Source organism: Plantactinospora sp. CNZ320 (genome assembly GCF_002846275.1).
The window spans coordinates 346,358-365,688 of record NZ_PJMP01000001.1; the positions used below are offsets into that span (position 1 = coordinate 346,358).

At 69.8% G+C, this 19,331-nt stretch carries 15 protein-coding genes and 1 pseudogene; 8 read left to right on the forward strand and 8 right to left on the reverse strand.

The genetic code is table 11. The features are described 5' to 3' along the window. Positions 1-72 precede the first annotated feature (72 nt). Positions 73-939: a formate dehydrogenase accessory sulfurtransferase FdhD gene (fdhD, locus tag CLT71_RS01355; protein ID WP_101365478.1), complete on the forward strand. Its 867-nt coding sequence runs from the start codon at positions 73-75 to the stop codon at positions 937-939. A 27-nt stretch (positions 940-966) separates the two neighbouring features. On the opposite strand, the gene sucD is transcribed toward fdhD, so the two are convergent. Both sucD and sucC read right to left on the reverse strand, forming a co-directional pair. Then, entirely contained in the window at positions 967-1,842 is an 876-nt protein-coding gene (gene sucD / locus CLT71_RS01360; protein WP_101365479.1) for a succinate--CoA ligase subunit alpha, read from the reverse strand. A 5-nt stretch (positions 1,843-1,847) separates the two neighbouring features. After that, positions 1,848-3,026 carry an ADP-forming succinate--CoA ligase subunit beta gene (gene sucC / locus CLT71_RS01365; RefSeq protein WP_101365480.1) on the reverse strand — a complete coding sequence of 393 codons (1,179 nt, stop codon included), beginning with the start codon at positions 3,024-3,026 and terminating at the stop codon, positions 1,848-1,850. A 386-nt stretch (positions 3,027-3,412) separates the two neighbouring features. On the opposite strand from sucC, the gene frc reads away from it, so the two are divergent. The 5 genes from frc (at position 3,413) to CLT71_RS01390 (ending at position 10,274) form a co-directional block, all read left to right on the forward strand. After that, positions 3,413-4,642, forward strand: coding sequence for a formyl-CoA transferase (frc, locus tag CLT71_RS01370; RefSeq protein ID WP_101365481.1), 1,230 nt, complete (start codon positions 3,413-3,415; stop codon positions 4,640-4,642). A 126-nt stretch (positions 4,643-4,768) separates the two neighbouring features. Further along, a complete protein-coding gene (locus tag CLT71_RS01375; RefSeq protein ID WP_101365482.1) occupies positions 4,769-6,934 on the forward strand; it encodes an acetate--CoA ligase family protein in 2,166 nt (721 codons plus the stop codon). Positions 6,935-7,082: 148 nt separating this feature from the next. Continuing rightward, a complete protein-coding gene (locus tag CLT71_RS01380; RefSeq protein WP_199187469.1) occupies positions 7,083-8,636 on the forward strand; it encodes an Nramp family divalent metal transporter in 1,554 nt (517 codons plus the stop codon). Between the two features lie 40 nt (positions 8,637-8,676). Then, complete coding sequence (locus tag CLT71_RS01385) at positions 8,677-9,255, forward strand: hypothetical protein (RefSeq protein ID WP_101365483.1); 579 nt, start codon at positions 8,677-8,679, stop codon at positions 9,253-9,255. Beyond that, positions 9,252-10,274 carry a TerC family protein gene (locus CLT71_RS01390; protein WP_101365484.1) on the forward strand — a complete coding sequence of 341 codons (1,023 nt, stop codon included), beginning with the start codon at positions 9,252-9,254 and terminating at the stop codon, positions 10,272-10,274. Before CLT71_RS01385 ends, CLT71_RS01390 begins: the two co-directional genes overlap by 4 nt. Before the next feature lie 7 nt (positions 10,275-10,281). Here the strand turns inward: CLT71_RS01390 and CLT71_RS01395 are convergent, their stop codons facing one another. Next, positions 10,282-10,491 carry a hypothetical protein gene (locus tag CLT71_RS01395; protein WP_101365485.1) on the reverse strand — a complete coding sequence of 70 codons (210 nt, stop codon included), beginning with the start codon at positions 10,489-10,491 and terminating at the stop codon, positions 10,282-10,284. Between the two features lie 642 nt (positions 10,492-11,133). Here CLT71_RS01395 and oxc point away from each other — a divergent pair. After that, complete coding sequence (oxc, locus tag CLT71_RS01400; RefSeq protein WP_101365486.1) at positions 11,134-12,867, forward strand: oxalyl-CoA decarboxylase; 1,734 nt, start codon at positions 11,134-11,136, stop codon at positions 12,865-12,867. Positions 12,868-13,138: 271 nt separating this feature from the next. Beyond that, entirely contained in the window at positions 13,139-14,500 is a 1,362-nt protein-coding gene (locus CLT71_RS01405; RefSeq protein WP_101365487.1) for an NAD-dependent succinate-semialdehyde dehydrogenase, read from the forward strand. A gap of 92 nt (positions 14,501-14,592) precedes the next feature. Here CLT71_RS01405 and CLT71_RS01410 read toward each other — a convergent pair whose 3' ends face one another. From CLT71_RS01410 to CLT71_RS01430, 5 genes and pseudogenes are all read right to left on the reverse strand, one after another. Then, entirely contained in the window at positions 14,593-15,267 is a 675-nt protein-coding gene (locus CLT71_RS01410; protein WP_101365488.1) for an SMI1/KNR4 family protein, read from the reverse strand. Positions 15,268-15,424: 157 nt separating this feature from the next. After that, entirely contained in the window at positions 15,425-15,856 is a 432-nt protein-coding gene (locus CLT71_RS01415) for an Imm1 family immunity protein (RefSeq protein WP_101365489.1), read from the reverse strand. Beyond that, positions 15,853-16,604, reverse strand: a pseudogene (locus CLT71_RS01420) (DddA-like double-stranded DNA deaminase toxin). The gene CLT71_RS01415 and the pseudogene CLT71_RS01420 overlap by 4 nt, the downstream one beginning before the upstream one ends. Before the next feature lie 253 nt (positions 16,605-16,857). After that, entirely contained in the window at positions 16,858-18,156 is a 1,299-nt protein-coding gene (locus tag CLT71_RS01425) for a protein NO VEIN domain-containing protein (RefSeq protein WP_101365490.1), read from the reverse strand. A 398-nt stretch (positions 18,157-18,554) separates the two neighbouring features. After that, complete coding sequence (locus CLT71_RS01430) at positions 18,555-19,316, reverse strand: GntR family transcriptional regulator (protein ID WP_101365491.1); 762 nt, start codon at positions 19,314-19,316, stop codon at positions 18,555-18,557. Positions 19,317-19,331 lie beyond the last annotated feature (15 nt).

The following is a 19,331-nucleotide window of genomic DNA, read 5'->3' on the forward strand; positions in this document are numbered from 1 at the left end:
GCCCGCACCGAGGATCGGGGCCGACCGGGCGGCTGCGACAGCGGTGGGATGGCGAAATGGGACGGTGGCGAAATGGGACGGGTGACGAGTCGACGTCGGGTGGTCCGGATCGTCGACGGCGAGGTCAGCGAGCCGATGGACACGCTGGCGGCCGAGGAGCCACTGGAGATCCGGGTCAACGGGCGGTCCCTGGTGGTGACGATGCGTACCCCCGGCGACGACTTCGACCTGGCGGCCGGCTTCCTGGTCAGCGAGGGCGTGGTACGCGCCACAGGTGAGATCGCCGGGATCCGCTACTGCGCGGGTGCCACCGCCGACGGGGTGAACACCTACAACGTGGTCGACGTGGTGCTGGCGGCCGGGGTGGCAGTGCCGGATCCGTCGCTGGAGCGCAACTTCTACACCACCTCCTCCTGCGGGCTCTGCGGCAAGGCCAGCCTCGAGGCGGTGCGTACCGTCGCGGCCTGGTCGGTGGCCGACGATCCGCTGCGGCTCGACCCCGACGTGGTCAGCGCGCTGCCGCAGACCCTGCGGGCCGCGCAACGGGTCTTCGACCGGACCGGCGGGCTGCACGCGGCGGCACTCTTCTCCGCCGACGGGCGGCTGCACTGCCTGCGCGAGGACGTCGGCCGGCACAACGCGGTGGACAAGGTGGTCGGCTGGGCACTGCGCAACGGCCGGGTGCCGCTGCGCGGCACGGTGCTGATGGTCAGCGGGCGGGCCTCGTTCGAGCTGGTGCAGAAGGCGGTGATGGCCGGCATCCCGGCGCTGACCGCGGTCTCCGCGCCATCCTCGCTCGCCGCCGAGCTGGCCGATGACGCCGGCCTCACCCTGGTCGGCTTCCTCCGCGGCAACTCCATGAACGTCTACGCCGGCGCCCACCGCCTGACCCCCCGAGCGTGTAAGGAAGGGCCCCCGCATATACAGAATGCGATATGAAGGGGCCCTTCCTTACCGGCTCGCGGATCAGCGCGCGAGCAACGTCTCGCGCATCAGGGCGGCGGTCTCGGACGGGGTCCGGCCGACCCGTACGCCGACCGCCTCCAGCGCCTCCTGTTTGGCCAGTGCGGTACCCGACGAGCCGGAGACGATCGCCCCGGCGTGCCCCATCGTCTTGCCCTCCGGCGCGGTGAACCCGGCGACGTAGCCGACAACCGGCTTGCTGACGTGCTCGGCGATGTACGCCGCCGCACGCTCCTCCGCGTCCCCGCCGATCTCGCCGATCATCACGATCGCCTCGGTCTCGGGATCGTCCTCGAACGCCTGGAGGCAGTCGATGTGCGTGGTGCCGACGATCGGGTCGCCGCCGATGCCGACGCAGGTGGAGAAGCCGAAGTCGCGCAGCTCGTACATCATCTGGTAGGTCAGGGTGCCGCTCTTGCTGACCAGGCCGATCCGGCCCCGCTTGGTGATGTCGGCCGGGATGATCCCGGCGTTGGACTGTCCGGGACTGATCAGCCCCGGGCAGTTCGGACCGATGATCCGGGTCCGGTTGCCGGTGCTCTGCGCGTACGCCCAGAACTCGGCGGTGTCGTGCACCGGGATCCCCTCGGTGAGCACCACGGCCAGGTCGAGGCGAGCGTCGACCGCCTCCAGTACGGCCGCCTTGGCGAACCGGGGCGGGACGAAGACCACTGTCACGTCGGCCCCGGTCGCCCGGACCGCCTCGGCGCAGTTGTCGAAGACCGGGATGCCGTCGACGTCCCGGCCGCCCTTGCCCGGGGTGACCCCGGCGACGATGTTGGTGCCGGCCGCGACCATCCGGCGGGTGTGCCGGGTCCCCTCGGTGCCGGTGATTCCCTGCACCAGCACCCTGCTCTTCTCGGTGAGGAAGATTGCCATGGCTGTCACGCCCCCTTGCCGGCGAGTTCGGCGGCGAGCCGCGCCGCTCCGTCCATCGTGTCCACCAGCCGTACGCCCGGTAGCGCCGCCTCGGTGAGGATCTGCCGCCCCTGTGCGGCGTTGTTGCCGTCGAGCCGGACGACAAGCGGCTTGCTGATCGTCTCGCCCCGGCCGGTGAGCAGCCCGACCGCCGCGACGATGCCGTCGGCGACCGCGTCGCAGGCGGTGATCCCGCCGAAGACGTTGACGAAGACGCTGCGTACGTCGGGATCGCCGAGGATGATCTCCAGTCCGTTCGCCATCACCTCGGCCGAGGCGCCGCCGCCGATGTCGAGGAAGTTGGCCGGCTTGACGCCGCCGTACCGCTCACCGGCGTAGGCGACCACGTCGAGGGTGCTCATCACCAGACCGGCGCCGTTTCCGATCACTCCGACGGAGCCGTCCAACTTGACGTAGTTGAGTCCCTTCTCGGCCGCCCTGACCTCCAACGGGTCGGTGGCGCCGATGTCGACGTACCGAGCATGCCCGGGCTGGCGGAACCGGGCGTTCCCGTCAAGCGTCACCTTGCCGTCCAGGGCGCGTACGCTGCCGTCGGCCAGCCGGGCCAGCGGGTTGATCTCGACCAGGGTGGCGTCCTCCGCCCGGAAGACGTGCCAGAGCCGGACGAGCACCCGGGCCACGTCCTCGCGTACCTCGTCGGGCAGGCCGGCCGCGGCGGCCAGCCGGCGGGCGCTGTCCAGGTCGAAGCCGTCGCCCGGGTCCACCTGGGCCCGGGCCAGCGCCTCCGGGTTCTCCGCCGCCACCTGCTCGATCTCGACGCCACCCTGTGCGGAGGCGAGGGCCAGGAACGACCGGTTGGACCGGTCGAGCAGGAACGACACGTAGTACTCGTCGGCGATCTCGCTGGCCTCGGTGACCAGTACCCGGTGCACGGTGTGGCCCTTGATGTCCATGCCGAGGATCCGGCCGGCGACATCCCGGGCCGCGTCCGGTCCGTCGGCCAGTCTGACCCCGCCGGCCTTGCCCCGGCCGCCGGTCTTGACCTGTGCCTTGACCACCACGCGTCCGCCGATCTCGCTGGCGGCGGCGTGCGCCTCGTCGGGGGTGCTGGCCACCCTGTTCCGGCTGACCGGTACGCCGTGCGTGGCGAAGAGTTCCTGTGCCTGGTGCTCCAACAGGTCCACCGGGCCTCCCTTCTTCTCGACCTTCGGTGGGTTGCCTCCGACGGCCCGCCGGACGGTTGCCGGACGGGCGGGCGGAGAGACGGGGGAGTGGTGACCGGACCGGATGTGCGGATCGGACCGGGGTCGGGGTGCCGGGGAGCGGATCGGGCTCTGGCCCGCGCTGACGAACGGGGGTCGCACCGCCTGGGCCTCGCTGACTTCGGCGGAAAACGTCCCGCTACCCCCTAGACACCCCGCTGTTACATGGGCCACGATATTGCCTACCTCATACGGTATGCAATCCCAAGGAAGGACCGGGTCACCGGTCGGCAACCGCGACGGCAGGGCAACCGAGGCATCAGCTCCACGGCCGGCATTGCCGGGCGGGGCGCGCACAGGAGGTTGGTATGGGTAAGGCGCTGGAGGGCGTACGGGTCCTCGACATGACGCACGTGCAGTCCGGCCCCTCGTCCACGCAGATCCTGGCGTGGCTGGGCGCGGACGTGATCAAGTTGGAGGCACCGGGACAGGGTGACATCACCCGCACCCAGCTGCGCGACATCCCGGACGTCGACAGCCTCTACTTCACAATGCTCAACGGCAACAAGCGCAGCATCACGTTGAACATGAAGAACGAGCAGGGCAAGGAGGTCTTCACCCGGTTGGTCTCCGGAGTGGACATCCTGGTGGAGAACTTCGGCCCCGGCGTGGTGGAGCGGTTCGGCTTCCCGTGGGAGCGGCTACAGGAGATCAACCCCGGTCTGGTCTACGCCTCGATCAAGGGCTTCGGGCCGGGCCGCTACGCCAACTTCAAGGCGTACGAGGTGATCGCCCAAGCGATGGGCGGGGCGATGAGCACCACCGGTTTCGAGGACGGGCCGCCGACCGCCACCGGGGCGCAGATCGGCGACTCCGGCACCGGCATCCACCTGGTCGCCGGGATCCTCGCCGCACTCTACCAGCGGACCCGCACCGGGCGGGGCCAGCGGGTGCAGGTCGCCATGCAGGACGCGGTGCTCAACCTCTGCCGGGTCAAGCTGCGTGACCAGCAACGGCTGGCGCACGGCCCGCTGGGGGAGTACCCGAACGAGAACTTCGGTGACGAGGTGCCGCGCTCCGGCAACGCCTCCGGCGGCGGCCAGCCCGGCTGGGCGGTGCGCTGCGCCCCCGGCGGGCCGAACGACTACATCTACGTGATCATCCAACCGGTGGGCTGGAAGCCGCTCTGCGAGCTGATCGGCAAGCCCGAACTGGCCGACGACCCCGCCTGGAACACCCCGCAGGTGCGGCTTTCCAAACTCGACAAGGCGTTCGCGCTGATCGAGGAGTGGACCGAGCGGCACACCAAGCAGGAGGTCATGGAGAAGCTCAACGCGTACAACATCCCGTGCGGGCCGATCCTGTCGACGAAGGAGCTGATCGAGGACGAGACCCTCGCCCAGCTCGGCTCGGTGGTCGAGGTCGAACATCCCGCGCGGGGCGCGTACAAGACCGTCGGCAACCCGATCAAGCTCTCCGACTCGTACGTCGAGGTGGAGCGCTCGCCGCTGCTCGGCGAGCACACCGTCCAGGTCCTCGGCGAGCTGGGCTACACCGAGGAGCAGGTCGGCGAGTTGCGCGCCGCCGGCGCCGTCTGAGGTCGCCGGGCGCCGGTGACGGCGTCCGGCACCACACCGCCGCAGGCGGTTCCGTCCGACCAGAACCCGCACGTTCCCCGGCCCGCCGGCCCCGCCGGCACCGGCGTTGTTGAAGGAGACGACGTAATGCCAACCAACGACAGCAGCTACGACCGCGAGGCAGTGCGGCGGGTGCTGGACCAGGCCGCCACGGAGGGCCGCAGTTCGCTGACCGCCCCCGAGGGGCGGCTGGTGGTCGAGGCGTACGGGATCGCCACGCCGGGTGAAGGGCTGGCCGGCAGCGCCGAGGAGGCGGTGGTGCTTGCCGAACAGATCGGACTGCCGGTGGTGCTGAAGATCGTCTCGCCGGACATCCTGCACAAGACCGAGGCCGGTGGCGTGCTGGTGGGGCTGCGCACCGCCGAGGAGGTGGCTTCGGGGTACGACACGATCATCGGCAACGCGCGGTCGTACCAGGCGGATGCCAAGATCATCGGAGTGCAGGTGCAGCAGCAGCTCGACTCCGGCCACGAGGTCATCGTCGGTACGGTCACCGACCCGACCTTCGGCAAGGTGGTCGCCTTCGGCCTCGGCGGCGTACTCGTCGAGGTGCTCAAGGACGTGCAGTTCCGGCTCGCCCCGACCGACACCGACACCGCGCTGTCGATGATCGACGGGATCGCCGCCGCCGAGATCCTGCGTGGCGTACGCGGCGCCGAGCCGGCCAACCGGGAGGTGCTGGCCGACCTGGTGGTACGACTGTCGCACCTGGTCACCGACTTCCCCGAGCTGGCCGAGGTGGACCTCAACCCGGTGCTCGCCACCGCCTCCGGCGCGACCGCCGTCGACGTGCGGATCCTGGTCGACCCGGCCGCCGCGACCCAGCCGGAGCGGTTCACCGACGAGGAGATCCTGGCCAGCATGAACCGGATCATGCGGCCCGCCTCGGTCGCGGTGATCGGCGCCTCCGCCGAGGCCGGCAAGATCGGCAACTCGGTGATGAAGAACCTGGTCAACGGCGGCTACCAGGGCGAGATCTACCCGATCAACCCGAAGGCCAGCGAGATCCTGGATCGCAAGGCGTTCCGGAGCATCTCCGAGGTGCCCGGGCCGGTCGACGTGGCGGTCTTCGCCATCCCGGCCAAGTTCGTGCCGCAGGCGCTGGCCGAGGTGGGCGCCAAGGGCGTCGCCGGGGCGATCCTCATCCCGTCCGGCTTCGGTGAGACCGGCAACCACGAGTTGCAGGCCGAGGTCGTCCGGGTCGCCCGCGAGCACGGCGTACGCATCCTCGGGCCGAACATCTACGGCTACTACTACACCCCGGAGAACCTCTCGGCGACGTTCTGCACCCCGTACGACGTCAAGGGCGGGGTGGCGCTCTCCTCGCAGAGCGGCGGCATCGGGATGGCGATCCTCGGCTTCAGCCGGGCCGCCCGGATGGGCGTCTCCGCGATCGTCGGGGTCGGCAACAAGGCCGACATCGACGAGGACGACCTGCTCACCTTCTTCGAGACCGACCCGAACACCCAGCTCATCGCCATGCACCTGGAGGACCTCAAGGACGGCCGCTCGTTCGCCGACACCGCCCGCCGGGTCTCGAAGACCAAGCCGGTGGTGGTGCTCAAGGCGGGCCGCACCGACCAGGGCGCCAGGGCGGCCAGCTCGCACACCGGCGCGCTGGCCGGCAACGACAAGGTCTACGACGACATCCTGCGCTCCAACGGTGTGATCCGGGCCCCCGGCCTGAACGACCTGCTGGAGTACGCCCGGGGCATCCCGCTGCTGCCCACCCCGCAGGGCGAGAACGTCGTCATCATCACCGGCGCCGGCGGTTCCGGGGTACTCCTCTCGGACGCCTGCGTGGACAACAAGCTCACCCTGATGGAGATCCCGCCGGACCTCGACGAGGCGTTCCGCAGGTTCATCCCGCCGTTCGGCGCGGCCGGCAACCCGGTGGACATCACCGGCGGCGAGCCGCCCGCCACCTACCGCAACACCATCGCCCTGGGCCTGTCCGACCCCCGGATCCACTCGCTGATCCTCGGCTACTGGCACACCATCGTCACCCCGCCGATGGTCTTCGCCGAGCTGGTCGTCGACGTGGTCGAGGAGTTCCGGGCCAAGGGCATCCACAAGCCGGTGGTCGCCTCCCTCGCCGGCGACGTCGAGGTCGAGGAGGCCAGCGAGCACCTGTACCGGCACGGGATCGTCGCCTATCCGTACACCACGGAGAAGCCGGTCGCGGTGCTCGGCGCCAAGTACCGGTGGGCACGTTCCGCCGGTCTGCTCGGCAGCCAACCGGGCGGCAGCTGAGCAATGCACAGTTCCACCCGACCAGGCAGTTGGAGGGGCCACTAGCGACACGGCGACCCGCTCCGCGGCCAAGGGTCAACGGACACAAGCGTCGGAACCGGCCCGTCCTCCGGCTCCGTACGACGTCACAGTCCCCAGGAGGTCCAGCGTGGACGCTTCGAACAGCCCTTACCCAACTCAGCCGACAAGTACCACCCCGGCGGCCGGTACCGCCGCGTTGCCCGAGCAGCGCGGCGGTACCGCCCCACCAGCACCCCCCGCCGAGGAGCGCGTGTGGCGGGCCGGACGGCTCGAACCGATGCCGATCCGGGAACTGCCGAAGGCTCCGCCCTCGATCCACCTGCTCGGCCCGACCGTGTTCCTCGTCGCGCTCGGCGTGGGCATGGGCGAGTCGTACATGTGGCCCCGGCTGGTCCTGATCTTCGGGCCGGAGATCCGGTGGCTCTTCCTGATCGGTGTCACCCTGCAGGCCTTCGTGATGCTGGAGATGGCCCGGTACGCGATGGCCACCGGGGAGAGCATCTTCTTCGGGGCCGCCCGGGTCTTCAAACCACTGATGTGGTTCTTCTTCAGCGTGGCGATCCTGGTCTACATCTGGCCCGGACACCTCTCCACCGGCGCCGCCGCCTTCGAGGAGGTGACCGGGATACCCTGGACCGTCAGCGCCTGTGTCGGGCTGATCCTGGTCGGTGTGGTGTTCAGCCTGGCAAAGGTGATCTACCCGCTGCTGGAGAGCCTGCTCGGGATCCTGATCGGCGTACTCGTGGTCGGCACCTCGGTGGTCGCCTCGATCGTCGGCCAGTGGAGCGACGTCACCACGACCCTCGCCGGGATGTTCCACTTCGGATACCTGCCCAGCGAGGCGATGTCGGCGGCCTGGTTCCCGGTGATCGTCGGTGCGATCGCCTTCGCCGGCCCGTCCGGCATGCAGCAGATGTGGTACACGCTGCACCTGCGGGACTCCGGAGCCGGCATGGGCGCGCACATCCCGAAGATCCGTGGCCTGCGGCACGCGGGCGAGCAGGAGGAGATGCCGTCCCGCGGCTTCATGTTCGACACGGACAACCCGGAGGAGATGAAGAAGTGGAAGGGCTGGCGGCGCTGGGTCACCTTCGACGCCCTGCTGCTCTTCTGGGGCGTCACGATGCTCGTCACCATCTCGTTCACGGTGCTGGCCCAGACCGCCGTCCGGGAGAACCCGGGCGTCGGGGACGTGATCCGCGACGGTGAGCGGGAGGCGGCGCTGACCGCGATGGCCGACGCGTTCGCCTCGGCCGGTGCGCCGGTGCTGCACGGGGTCTTCCTCGGGTTCATCGCGCTGATCGGTCTCAACGCCACGCTCGGCCTCTTCGACTCGTTCTCCCGGGGCCAGGCGGACATGACCTACCACTTCGTACCCGGGGCGAAGCGGTTCAGCGTGTCGAAGCTCTACGCCGGGTTCCTCTGGGGCGTCATCGCGTTCGGCATCCTGATCCTGAACTTCGGTCCGGCGGACGGCCCGGGGGCGATCCTCGACGTACTGGCCTTCCTCTCCACCTTCGCGATGGGCGCGTACTGCGTCGTCCTGCTGCTGGTCAACAACCGGATGCTGCCCAAGCCGATCCGGCCGGGCATCGTGCAGAACGCCGTGATCGGCTTCGGCGCGGTGTTCTATCTCGGAATGTTGATCTACAGTCTGATCCGGTTCGGTGTGGTCATATGAGCCGGCGAAGCGCTGTGATCGGTCGGAACGGGGAGAGGGCATGACCGGCGACAAAGTACGCCACCTCGGTGAGCTCGCCCTGCCGGGAGCCGGCATCGGGGCGACCGCCGGGGTGGCGGCCGCCGGGCTCGCGCTGCTCGCCGGCCAGCCGGTCGGCTGGGCCCTGGCCACCGGCCTCGGCCTCGGCCTGCCGTTGGTGCTGCTCGGCGGCGGCTTCGGGCTGCTGCTGGGCTCCGGCGTCGCCACACCGGGCGTCTTCGCCCCGGCGGCGCTCTACTGGTTCATCGGGTTCCCGGTCGCCCGGGTGCTGCACGAGATGCTGGTCGGGCTGATGCTCGTCGGCCGGCCGGCGCTCCCGCCGGACCTGCTCGGCTTCCTCGCCTACCAGGCGATCGTCAGTCTCGGCTTCGCGATCGGCTTCAGTTGGCTGCACGAGCGGATCGCGCCGGGCTGGCTGCGCCGGATCAGGCACCGCAACCCGGCCGCCGACCGGTTGTACGCCTTCTACCTGCGGCACGCCGAGGCGCAGTGGAGGGCCCGGGAGAGCCGTCGGCGGGCCCGCTCCGCCGGTCGGAGCGCCGTCCGGCCGCACGTGTTCCGAGCCAAGGGAGAGTTATGAACCTGCCGGTCTGGGTATGGGCCGTGACGATCGTCGGCTTCCTCGCGATGATCGCCTTCGACTTCTACCTGGTCGCCCGCAATCCGCGTGAGCCGGCCTTCCGGGAGTGCGTGGCCTGGGTGAGCTTCTACGTGCTGGCCGCCATCGCCTTCGGCTTCCTGGTGATGGCGACGGCCGGGGTCAGCTACGGCGGGCAGTTCTTCGCCGGCTGGCTCACCGAGTACTCGCTGAGCGTCGACAACCTGTTCGTCTTCATCATCATCATGAGCCGGTTCGCGGTGCCGGTGCAGTACCGGCAGAAGGTGCTGCTGATCGGCATCGTGCTGGCGCTGCTGATGCGGGGCGCCTTCATCGCGGCGGGCGCCCAGGCGGTGGCCCGGTTCGACTGGCTTTTCTACCTGTTCGGCGCGTTCCTGATCTACACCGCGATCAAGCTGGTCGGTCCGCAGCAGGAGGACGAGTTCTCCGAGAACCTCGCCCTCCGTACGGCGAAGCGGATCCTGCCGACCACGGAGTCGTACCGGGGCGCGTCGGTCTTCGTCCGGGTGAACGGCCGGCGGATGGTGACCCCGATGTTGATCGTCATGATCGCCATCGGCACCACCGACCTGCTGTTCGCGCTCGACTCGATCCCGGCGATCTTCGGGCTGACCCAGGAGCCGTACCTGGTCTTCACCGCTAACACGTTCGCGCTGATGGGGCTGCGGCAGCTCTACTTCCTGCTCGGTGGCCTGCTCGACCGGCTGGTCTACCTCAGCAAGGGCCTGGCGTTCATCCTGGCCTTCATCGGCGTCAAGCTGGTGCTGGAGGCGGCGCACCACGACGGGATCTCCTGGGCGCCGTCGGTGCCGATCGCCGTCTCGCTCGGGGTGATCGTCGGTACGCTGCTGGTCACCACGGTGGCGAGCCTGGCGAAGTCCCGGCGGGACGAGGCGCGACGGCCGTCCGCCGCCACGGAGGGGGTGGAGGCCGAGGCCACCACCCACGACACCGTGACGGCGGACCGGGACGCGGGCTGACCGGTGGTCAGACCTTGATCAGGTCTTCGTCCGTGGCGGAGCCGCGGAGGAAGCGCTCGATCTCCTCGTCGCTCGGCCGGGCGGCCCGACGCTGGTTCTCCAGCGCGGCCGCCAGGCCGAGCCCGAGGGAGCGGCCGTCGGCCGGGAATCCGCTCGGCAGGGCCAGCCGGTCGGAGAGTCGGGTCAGGGAACGCGAGAACGTTCGCCAGGTGGTCATGACAGCATCACTCCTGGTTGTCGGTCTTCCCGGGAAACGACGCTTCCCGGGACCGTGCGCGCCGGACCGGGCGGCTTGACACCGTCCGGGACGGTGGTCCGGCAGGACACCCGGGTGTGCCTGGTGGGGCCGGGCACACCCCGGGTCGCCGGATCTTCGCCGCCGCGCCTCGTCGCGTGGCGGCCGGATATGTGTCTGTCGCCGGATCGCTGACCGGCGGGGGTCGCCCGCGGCGGCCGTGCGGGGCCGCAGCCTGGCGGCCCGGGCCGTGGTGTGAACGGTACGTCGTAGTCTCCTCTGTGGAGCTACCCGGTGCCGTGTCACCACAAACCCTCGTGCTCGTCAACTCTGGTGCTCGTCCTGTCCGGCGACAGGTCCTTGTTCGACGGTTCCAGGATACCGGCTGCGGTATACAAAAAACCGATCCAGTGACCAAAGCCACCGCGTCGCCGGCCGTACCCCGGTCGCCAGTTCGGCGCCGGTACGAGGCTGCCTGCCCGGAAAACGTACCTGCCACCCCTAGACACCCCGCTGTCAGATGGTCCACGATTATTGCCTACCCCATACGGTATGCACTTCGAGGGACAGCGAGGGGAAGGACGTCGCTTCCCGTGCGCACGACGATGATGGAGGACTCTGATCATGACCATCGCTTCCCTCCGGGAGTCAGAAGCCGACGGCCTGGTAAGTGCGAAGAAGCTCACCGACGGGATCCATCTGGTAGTCGACGCGCTCAAGCTGAACGAGGTCGACGCCATCTACGGCGTCGTCGGCATTCCGATCACCGACCTGGCCCGCCTGGCACAGGCCTCCGGCATCCGCTTCATCGGGTTCCGGCACGAGAGCGCCGCCGGACACGCGGCGGCGGCGGCCGGCTTCCTGACGAAGAAGCCGGGAATCTGCCTGACCGTCTCGGCCCCGGGATTCCTCAACGGGCTGGTGGCGCTGGCCAACGCCACGGTCAACTGCTTCCCGATGGTGCAGATCTCCGGCTCCAGCGAGCGGCACCTCGTCGACCTGCAACGGGGCGACTACGAGGAGATGGACCAGTTGGCGGCGGCTCGACAGTTCGCCAAGGCGGCATACCGGGTACACCGGGCCGAAGACATCGGCCGCGGCGTGGCCCGCGCCATCCGCACCGCCGTCTCCGGACGGCCGGGCGGGGTCTATCTCGACATCCCGGCCGCGGTCCTCGGTGAGGTGATCGACGCGGACCTGGGCGCGGCATCACTGTGGCGGGTCGTCGACCCGGCACCGCGTCAGCTGCCCGAACCCGCCGCCCTGGACCGCGCGATCGAACTGCTCGCGAGCGCCGAGCGGCCGCTCGTCGTGCTCGGCAAGGGCGCGGCGTACGCGCAGGCGGACGAGCAGATCCGCCAGTTCGTCGAACTCACCGGCGTGCCGTACCTGCCGATGTCGATGGCGAAGGGCCTGCTGCCGGACGACCACCCGCAGTCGGTGGCCAGCACCAGGTCACTGGCGCTCCGCCGGGCCGACGTGGTGATGCTCGTCGGTGCGCGGCTAAACTGGCTGCTCGGGCACGGCGACGCACCGCAGTGGAACGCCGACGCCAAGTTCATCCAGGTCGACATCGCCAGCACCGAGCTGGACAGCAACCAGCCCATCGCCGCACCGCTGGTCGGTGACGTCGGCTCGGTGATGCAGGCCCTGATCGACCGGACCGGACCCGACCGGATCACCGTGCCGAGCCAGTGGCGGGACGAGCTGTCGGCCCGCTCCGCGGAGAACGTCGGCAAGATGGCCAAGCGCCTCAAGGCCGCCGAGACGGCACACCCGATGAGGTTCCTGGGCGCCCTCCAGGCCATCCGCGACGTCCTGCGGGACAACCCGCAGGTGTACGTCGTCAACGAGGGCGCCAACGCGCTCGACCTGGCGCGGAACACCATCGGAATGCGGGTGCCCCGACACCGCCTGGACAGTGGCACCTGGGGCGTGATGGGCATCGGCATGGGGTACGCGATCGCCGCCGCGGTCGAGAGCGGAGACCCGGTCGTCGCCATCGAGGGGGACAGCGCGTTCGGGTTCAGCGGCATGGAGCTGGAGACGATCTGCCGCTACGGCCTGCCCGTCGTCACCGTCGTGCTGAACAACAGCGGCGTCTACCGGGGCGATGACGCGTCACCCTCGGGGGACCCTGCACCGACCGCCCTGCGGGCCCGGCACGATCTCATGATCGCCGCGTTCGGCGGAAAGGGTTATCGGGCGACGACGCCGGCGGAGGTCACCGCCGCGCTGCGCGAGGCGCTGGCGCTGGGCAAGCCCGCGCTGATCGACTGCGTCATCGACCCGACCGACGGCACCGAGAGCGGCAACATCGCCCACCTCAACCCCAAGGGCATCACGGTCCAGCGGTGAGAACGCGCCACCGGCGCATCCGTCGGGCGGCCGACGGACAGCGACCGGTCGGACGATCCGGACCCGACGGCGCGGGCGCTGCCCGGCGCCGTCGGGGTCGCGTCCGACCGGCTGGCGTCCGCCGCCGCGCCGCCGTCGCGCGGCCCGGCGGTGGTGCGGGTACGGGGCGAGGAGGACGATCCTCACCCCGCGCTCGACGTGTGACGGCGGTTCAGCCCGGTGCCTTCGCGCACTCGGGGCCGCATGGCAGAGAACGGAGACCCGGATTCCTATGTACACAGTCACCGACCCGGCGACGGGTGAACTGGTCGAGAAGATCGAGAACGCGACCGAGGCAGAGGTGCTGGCGGCGATCGATCGCGTCCACCACGGGTACCTGTCGTGGCGGCGCCGGCCCATCGCCGAGCGGGCCAGCATCGTGTCCCGGGCGGCGGACCTGTTCGCCGAACGCGCCGACGAGTTGGCGGCGACGATGACGCTGGAGATGGGCAAGCGGATCAACGAGGGTCGCGGTGAGATCGGCGTCGTCGTCGACATCTTCCGGTACTACGCCGACAACGCTCCCGCGCTGCTGGCCGACGAACCACTCCAGATCAGGGGCGGCAGGGCCGTCATCACCAAGAACCCCATCGGGCCGCTGCTCGGCGTCATGCCGTGGAACTTCCCCTGCTACCAGATCGCCAGGTTCGCGGCGCCGAACCTGGTCCTCGGCAACACGATCCTGCTGAAGCACGCCTCGATCTGTCCCCGGTCGGCGGTCGCGATCGAGCGGATCCTGCACGACGCCGGGGTGCCCGAGGACGTGTACGTGAACATCTTCGCGTCCAGCGCGCAGGTCCCCCGGATCCTCGCGGACCCCCGCATCCAGGGGGTTTCCCTGACCGGCAGCGAGCGGGCCGGCATCTCGGTGGCCGCCGAGGCCGGTAGGAACCTGAAGCGGGTGGTCCTGGAGCTGGGCGGCTCCGACCCGTTGATCCTGCTGGACACCGCCGACATGGACGCGACGGTGAAGGCGACCGCCACCGCCCGGATGCGCAACTGCGGCCAGTCGTGCAACTCGCCGAAGCGGATGATCGTGCTCGCCGACATCTACGACGAGTTCGTCGACCGGCTGACCGCACACGTCGCCGAGACCTTCGTACCGGGCGATCCCGGCGATCCCGCGACGAAGTTGCCGCCGCTGGCGTCGGTCGCGGCGGCCGACGAGGTGGCGGGCCAGATCGAGAAGGCCGTCCAGCAGGGCGCGACGCTACGCACCGGCGGGCGCCGGATCGACCGACCCGGTGCCTATCTCGAAGCCACCGTGCTCACCGACGTGACCCGCGAGATGGACGCCTACTACGAGGAGATCTTCGGCCCGGTGGTGCTGGTCTTCCGCGCGGAGAGCGACGAGGAGGCGATCGCGATCGCGAACGACTCGCCGTTCGGGCTCGGCGCCAGCGTCTGGGGTACGGATCCCGAGCGGTTGCGCCGGGTCGCCGAGCAGATCGAGTCCGGCATGGTGTACCTGAACAGTGCGGGTGGATCGCAGGCCGACCTGCCGTTCGGCGGGATCAAGCGCTCCGGGATGGGCCGGGAACTCGGCGCGGCCGGCATCGAGGAGTTCATGAACAAGAAGTCCATCCGGCTGTGAGGCGTGAACCAGGCGCTGTTGCACCTCGTGCAACAGCTCGACCGCGCCGGTGCAGGTCTGGCGTGTGAGTCTCCGTTGCATGCGACGCGGGCTCAGTCATCCGGCGTGGCACCGATCAGCCTGGCGAGGGTGTCCCGTGTCGCGGCGGACTGTGCCGCGATCGCGCTCCACAGAGTGGTGCTCCCCTCGACAGCGACGGCCACCTTCGCCGTTCCTCCGAACCGGTACACCGCGTCGCAGCTCTGGTTCATCGCCCATCCTTCGGTGGCCGGGAGCGTGGAGAGACGGAGCTTCAGCGCGCTCAGTGCGTCGGGCGGAAGGGGGTGGTCGAAATCGGCAACCGGTTCACCCGCCCAGAGCGTTGCGTCCCAAGCGGCTGTGAAAACGTAGTCGGAGAACGTGACGGCATAGCGACTTCGCGTCGCACAGGCGTCATCGTCCGGGTCGATCAGATAGACCGGGGGATTGCCGTAAGGGGCTGAGACCGGCACAACCCAGCGGCAGCCGTGCTGGCTGTCGGTCTCCAGCAACAGGTATCCGTTGTCCAGAAAGCGACTGAGCGTGTGGCTGGTGAAGTCCCGTGTCCGGGTGATCAGATTCGAGCTGATCGAGGCGAGCCGCTGATCACCGCCGAGGAGGTACCACTCACGGACGGCCTCCGGTAGCGGGCCACCGATCCAGCGTTCGAGCGCGGCCAGCTCCTCACGTACGTCGACCCGGTCCTCGGTGTCGCCAATGACCTCATACGCTGCCTCGTTCCACCGCACGAGGTGATGACACCACACGCGCCCTCGGCCGCCTCGCCGTGGCCGCTCACCGACCTCCGGCTCAGGCGACTCGAACGTCACTCATGACGCACTGCCTGGTCGGGATGACGTCAACCACACCAGGACGGCTCCTCGTCACAACCGTCCCGTCGGTCATCTACTGTCCACCTGCCCACTGGACGCAGGTTGGTCGTTGGCCGGTACGGACGAACTCGCGAGCAGCCTGCCTGGCGGTGGCCGGCGTGACCCGGGCTCGTGTCGGGCCGGCGAAGACGGCGTCGCCGCCGTAGTCGAACGCGATGTCCGGGGCCCCGCTGGGCCACGACGGAGCATCCGCCTCAACCCCGATCCCGCCTTCGGGGCCGAGCCAGAGCACAAATGACCGGTCGGGATGGCCGACGCCGATCTGCAGAGCGGGCGGCAGCGGCTCGTCCCACGGTGATGCGTCGCCAGCCAGGTGCTCCGGCGGGTAGATCCCGACGACCTGCGGAACGCCGGACGCGGCGGCTTCGTCGAGGGCGGCGTCCAACTCCGCGACGGTGGAGCCGGGCCGGCGGTTACCCCGACCCCACGTGACGACGTAGCTCACTGCGCGATTCCTTTCCCGGTTCCCTCGTATTCGCCGAACAACCGCACCCCATCCGGGGCGTCCGGATCTCGCACGTAGACCGTGAGACGCGAACCCGCCGGGATGATGTGTCGCAACACCCGATCGCAACCGTACGGGTCGTCCGTGCAGGGCTCTTTGTTGACTACCAGACTGACCTCCCGTGGGGCGCCGGGCCGGCGCATCTCCTGGGCAACTCGTGACTCCACGTGATCGGTGAGCGTCCACGGAAACCCTTTCAACCCGCGAATCGGACGCAGGTCGCTGGTGGATGCGATGTTGCGTCCGCTCCTCCAGGGCTCGGCCGACAGTGGGTCCCGGTCGAGTCGAACGCCTGGCCGTGGGTTGGGCCTTGATCGTCCGGTCGTTTGGGCAGATCCCGTCCGGCCTGCCGGATCCAGGACGGCACTGGGGCAGCGAGGCGCGTCGGGGCCGGCCCAGGTGCCGGGCGTGGTGCGGATGGGGCTGGGAGGCCGATGCCGACGGTGCGGCCGTACGCCGCAAGGGCCGCCGCTGCCAGGGCCGCGTCTCGGTCGGCCTCACGCAGGCGCTCGATCGTGGCCGTGAGGTGCTGCATTGCCTGTTCGACAAGCGGGTGTCGGCTGGACGCGGTCGCAGTGGCGAGCTGGTCGCGGGCCCGGATGGCCTCCTCGATGCCAGCCGCCGTGCGTGCCCGTGTCTGGGCGATGCCGTCCAAGACCGCGCGCAGCCCGGCGGCGACCTCGGCCAGGCTCACCGGCCGGCTCCCCAGCACATGAAGCTGAAGCGTACCCAACCGGTCGATGCCGCAACACGCCCTGCAACACCCCGTCACCAAGCTGAAGATCGACGCACCACGGTTCTTGCCGTTCGGCGCAGATCGCTGGCCGGTCCTACCGGGCCAGCGCCCGAGGATCGGCCACTTATGCCGATCGGGGCGACCCTCGGCACTGAGCTGTTTCAGAGCGTTGGTCTTCGACCAGGCACGAACATGCCGTGCCCGTTCAGTTGAACCGGTCACCCGCGTCCGGCGTGAAGTCGTAGGCGCGAGGCGCCAGCGCACCGCCATTCGGGTTCCAGGTGAACACGCGGAAGGTCCCGCTCGACGCGTCGACCTCGCCGTCCGGGAGGAAGGTGACGTCGGAGAGGATGCCGAGAACACATTCGCCGAGGTGTGCCTGTGCCCACTCGACTTCGTTGCGGGTGACGATGATGGAGGTGCCGCTGGTCTCTGTGCCCTTGGCCTCCAGCCAGAGTGTCCGCCCGTCCTTGGTGGCGACGGCGTCGTAGGGGTTGCCGAAGCGGACGTCCTGCACGGTCCAGCCGTCCTTGCGGAAATGCTCCATGAGCATTGCCTGTGCGGCGTCCTCTACCTTCCTTCGGCGGGCCGGGTCCATCTGCCAGCCCTGTCGGGGCGTGCCACGCGGCGGTGGGGGCGTGGCGAGGCCCAGGTGCTCGGCCCACAGAGCTTCGAGCTTGTCGGCGGCGGCCGGGGGTAGCACCCAGCCGCTGGCCTGTGGCCGCCAGATGCCGCCCTCGGGGATGCGGTCCACCAGCACCTCGTGGGGCAAGGCGTCCTCCGGCAGCAGGAGCGTGTCCCAGTCGATCAGCACGTAGTTGGCGATCCCGTCGGCCCGGTCGTCGTCCCAGTGGTCGTCGCTGAAGATGCGGCTGGTGGTCGTGCCACTGCCGATGATGCCGCGCGACACCCCGCCTTGGCGCAGGAAGAAGACCCGGTCGCCCGGCTCGATCCCGCCGGTCCGGCCGCCGGTGGCCCACTGCCGGCGCAGCAGGCCGCCGTCGGCGACGGCCCGGACCTCCCGCGGGTACGTCTGGTCGGCCCAGGTGCCGCCCGGGTTCCACTTCTCCGGGTTCCAGGTCACCACCATCGTGACAGGCTCCCGCCGCGCGAATCCGGCCCGCTGCGCCGCGGACAGCCTGTCCAGGTCCGAGGTGTCGAAGTAACCGACGGGATTGCGGTGTCGGGGGATTGGCCTGCCCTTCAACGCGTCGTGCACCGGGTCACCCGGGCGCAGCACGGTGCCGGACAACCTCCACTTCACTCTGCCGTCATCGTCGCAGCGATGCCGCCCGTTGATCTCCGCGACCACCTGAACACGGCCGTCGAACGACAGGGTGGCGAACCGCTCGTTGTCGACGCGGTCAGCAAGGGCCCACCGGCCCCGGTTGAGTTCCCACAACTCGTCGTCCGTCGAAGTCTCCCGCCAGCCCACCCAGGTGCGCCCGAGCGGATCGCCGGCCGACAGTTCACGGGCACGGGAAAGCTGAAAGTTCACGGCCATCCGGGCATCCTGCCGCCCGGTCCACGACCACTGCCAGAACCGGTCAGCTAGCCGACAGGGCGGCGTCCGGAATGGAGTCGATCTCCCGATTATCAGAATCAGGATGCCCCGGCGCCGCTCGCAGCAGCAGACCGAGGGCGCCCTCGCATCACTCGGCAGCCATCCGCACCCGTTCGTCGCCCACGAACCCGTACAGTCCGCCAGGAGTCACGGCCGCTCCAGGATCCGGCGGTCACCGCTGCCGGCCTGACGTGCGGATGGGGCCGGCCCGCAGGCCGGCCCCATCTATGTGCCTGTCCTATGGACGGTTCGACCGCCCGGATCCCGACTGGCCGAACTGGAGCAGATCGGATCGGACGGGCAGCCGGGCGGTTTGCGGATGGACCTGCCAGAAGGCGTCAGCCCAGCGCTTCCCGTTCGGCGGCCTCCTTGCGGCGCTGGTGGTAGCTCTCCCGGGTGCGCTCGGTGTGCTTGCGCATCAGCTCGCCGGCCCGCCGGCCGTTGCGACTGGCGATCACCTCGATCAGCTCCGCGTGCTCATCCCAGGCCTCCCGGCCCCGGGACCGGGCGATGGGGGAGTAGTACCACCGGACCCGCCGGTCGACCATCGCGATCAGTTCGGCGAGGACCTTGTTGCCGGACATCTCCACCACGTACGCATGCAGGGCCGCGTTCGCGTCGACCAACTCCACCTGGTCGTCGTCCTGGAGCGCCTTCTCGCCTGCGGCCTGCAGCTCGCGCAGCCGCTCGATCTGCTCCGGCGTTGCCTGCCGGGCCGCCAGCCGGGCCGACTCCGACTCCAGCAGGGTACGGGTGGCGAGGAGCTGGTCGGCCTCCTCCTCGGTCGGCACGTGCACGAACGCGCCGAGTGCCGGGCGCAGGTCCACCCAACCCTCGCTCTGCAACCGTTGCAGTGCCTCCCGGACCGGTTGCCGGCTGACGCCGAGTTGTGCCGCGAGTTCGTTCTCGACCAGGTGCTCGCCGGGGCGCAGCTCACGGTTGATGATCATCTCGGCGATGACGTCGTAGACCGCCTGGCGCAGCGGCGCGGGCCGTTCCAGGGGCTGCCGGACGGCCCGTGGCTCGCGACGGGCCGAGGCGAGCCGTCGTCGACCACCACTGCCGCCGGCAGGTGAGGCCGAGCCCCCCCATTCGGTCATTTACTACCTCCGGCT

Excerpts from the sequence above, each read along its gene's own strand:
- CLT71_RS01375 (WP_101365482.1), top strand. The coding sequence starts at position 4,769 with ATGCCAACCAACGACAGCAGCTACGACCGCGAGGCAGTGCGGCGGGTG.
- frc (WP_101365481.1), top strand. The coding sequence starts at position 3,413 with ATGGGTAAGGCGCTGGAGGGCGTACGGGTCCTCGACATGACGCACGTG.
- CLT71_RS01405 (WP_101365487.1), top strand. The coding sequence starts at position 13,139 with ATGTACACAGTCACCGACCCGGCGACGGGTGAACTGGTCGAGAAGATC.
- oxc (WP_101365486.1), top strand. The coding sequence starts at position 11,134 with ATGACCATCGCTTCCCTCCGGGAGTCAGAAGCCGACGGCCTGGTAAGT.
- sucD (WP_101365479.1), bottom strand. The coding sequence starts at position 1,842 with ATGGCAATCTTCCTCACCGAGAAGAGCAGGGTGCTGGTGCAGGGAATC.
- CLT71_RS01425 (WP_101365490.1), bottom strand. The coding sequence starts at position 18,156 with ATGGCCGTGAACTTTCAGCTTTCCCGTGCCCGTGAACTGTCGGCCGGC.
- fdhD (WP_101365478.1), top strand. The coding sequence starts at position 73 with ATGGGACGGGTGACGAGTCGACGTCGGGTGGTCCGGATCGTCGACGGC.
- CLT71_RS01390 (WP_101365484.1), top strand. The coding sequence starts at position 9,252 with ATGAACCTGCCGGTCTGGGTATGGGCCGTGACGATCGTCGGCTTCCTC.
- CLT71_RS01385 (WP_101365483.1), top strand. The coding sequence starts at position 8,677 with ATGACCGGCGACAAAGTACGCCACCTCGGTGAGCTCGCCCTGCCGGGA.
- CLT71_RS01395 (WP_101365485.1), bottom strand. The coding sequence starts at position 10,491 with ATGACCACCTGGCGAACGTTCTCGCGTTCCCTGACCCGACTCTCCGAC.
- CLT71_RS01430 (WP_101365491.1), bottom strand. The coding sequence starts at position 19,316 with ATGACCGAATGGGGGGGCTCGGCCTCACCTGCCGGCGGCAGTGGTGGT.